The 2,082-nt window shown below is 44.6% G+C and carries 1 protein-coding gene and 1 pseudogene; both read left to right on the forward strand.

Translation table 11 applies throughout. The features are described 5' to 3' along the window. The first annotated feature begins 96 nt into the window (after positions 1 to 96). Positions 97 to 1,231, forward strand: a pseudogene (istA, locus tag ACFPOH_RS01140) (IS21 family transposase). Then, positions 1,228 to 1,983: an IS21-like element IS5376 family helper ATPase IstB gene (gene istB, locus ACFPOH_RS01145; protein ID WP_047817696.1), complete on the forward strand. Its 756-nt coding sequence runs from the start codon at positions 1,228 to 1,230 to the stop codon at positions 1,981 to 1,983. The pseudogene istA and the gene istB overlap by 4 nt, the downstream one beginning before the upstream one ends. Positions 1,984 to 2,082 lie beyond the last annotated feature (99 nt).

The following is a 2,082-nucleotide window of genomic DNA, read 5'->3' on the forward strand; positions in this document are numbered from 1 at the left end:
TTATTGTTAAAGCCGATGATAAAATCCCCAATATAGCCGGAATAAAATTCCCCACTTACAATAGAACCATAGTGTCAACGAGAGGAGCTATGGTTCATGATTACGAGAGGGGAATTTTTTATGATCAAAGAGATGTATGAAAGGGGAATGAGTATTTCCGATATTGCGAGGGAATTGGGGATCGATCGGAAAACCGTCCGAAAATATATTCACTCCCCCAATCCTCCTTCCAAATCCAAGCGAAAACAAAGAAAAAGCAAGTTAGATCCATTTAAGCCGTATCTTCAAAAACGAATGTTAGAAGATGGGGTGTTTAATAGCGAAAAGTTGTTTTTTGAAATTCGACAACAGGGCTATACGGGAGGAAAGACGATTTTAAAAGACTATATGAAACCTTTCCGAGAGACGGCGAAAAAGAAATACACCGTTCGTTATGAAACGCTTCCTGGCGAACAAATGCAAGTCGATTGGAAAGAAGTTGGGGAGGTCGTGATCGAAGGGAAAAAAGTCAAGTTATCGCTATTTGTGGCCACGTTAGGCTATTCGCGGATGAAATACGCGGTATTTACGACCAGCCAGGATCAGGAACACTTAATGGAATGCCTGATTCAGAGCTTCAAGTACTTTGGCGGGGTTCCGAAGAAGGTGTTATTTGACAATATGAAGACCGTTACAGACGGGCGAGAACAAGGAGTGGTGAAATGGAATCAACGATTTTCCGAATTTGCGAGTTACTATGGATTNCATGGATCACTTCTATGTGGGGACAGCGTTTGAAAGCATCGAGGAATTAAATTTCCTTCTCCATCGTTGGCTCGATCAAGTGGCGAATCGGAAGCCAAACGCCACTACCGGTATTTCTCCGCAAGAGCGTTGGGCCGAGGAGTCACTCAAGCCTCTTCCGTTGAAAGATTACGATACGAGCTATCTTTCCTATCGGAAGGTGCATTGGGATGGCAGTTTCTCCTACAAAGGGGAACAATGGCTCTTATCGGCGGAGTATGCGGGCAAAGAAATTCTGGTGAAGGAGCGATTAAATGGAGATATTCGATTGTACTTTCGAGGGGAGGAGATTTCTCACGTGGACCAACAGAAAAAAGTGATTTCATTCGCCGAAAAAATAAAAAAGAAACAAACGGAAATGGCCGCCACCATTTCGCCTGTTTCGGTGGAAGTGGATACTCGTCCATTGTCCGTTTATGACGCATTCCTGCGAGGGGAAAGCTCATGAAAGAACGAATACACGAGTATTGCCACCGACTCCATTTGCCTGTCATGGCGGAACGATGGTCCGCCATGGCAGAATACGCCTCTACTCATAATATATCATATTCAGAGTTTTTATTCCGCTTATTAGAGGCAGAAATCGTCGAAAAACAGGCACGATCGATCCAAACGCTCATCAAGCTGTCCAAACTGCCGTATCGCAAGACGATCGATACGTTTGATTTTACCGCGCAGCCTTCGGTGGATGAGCGCCGGATTCGAGAACTGCTTACGTTGTCCTTTATTGACCGGAAAGAAAATATCCTCTTTCTCGGTCCACCGGGTATTGGGAAGACACATCTGGCAATTTCGATTGGAATGGAGGCGATCGCAAGAGGATATAAAACGTATTTTATTACCGCTCACGATTTGGTCAATCAGTTAAGAAGAGCCGACCAGGAAGGAAAGTTGGAGAAAAAGCTTCGTGTCTTTGTGAAGCCAACCGTTCTCATTATTGATGAAATGGGGTATCTAAAACTGGACCCGAACAGCGCTCATTACTTATTTCAAGTGATCGCCCGGCGGTACGAGCATGCCCCGATTATCCTCACCTCCAACAAAAGCTTTGGGGAATGGGGAGAAATCGTGGGAGACTCGGTTTTGGCGACAGCGATGTTAGATCGATTACTGCATCATTCCATCATTTTCAACCTAAAGGGGGAAAGCTATCGATTACGGGAAAAGAGGCTCCAAGAAGAAAAACAGAAGGATCAATGAAAGGTCCTTCTGGGGAATTTTAAACCGGCGATTTTGGGGAAAAAATAATCGGCCTTGACACTTCAGAAGTGCGGAGACATTTATCGGAAAGCATTAAGC

This window comes from Ureibacillus suwonensis, assembly GCF_042655065.1.
Taxonomy (GTDB): Bacteria; Bacillota; Bacilli; order Bacillales_A; family Planococcaceae; genus Ureibacillus; species Ureibacillus suwonensis.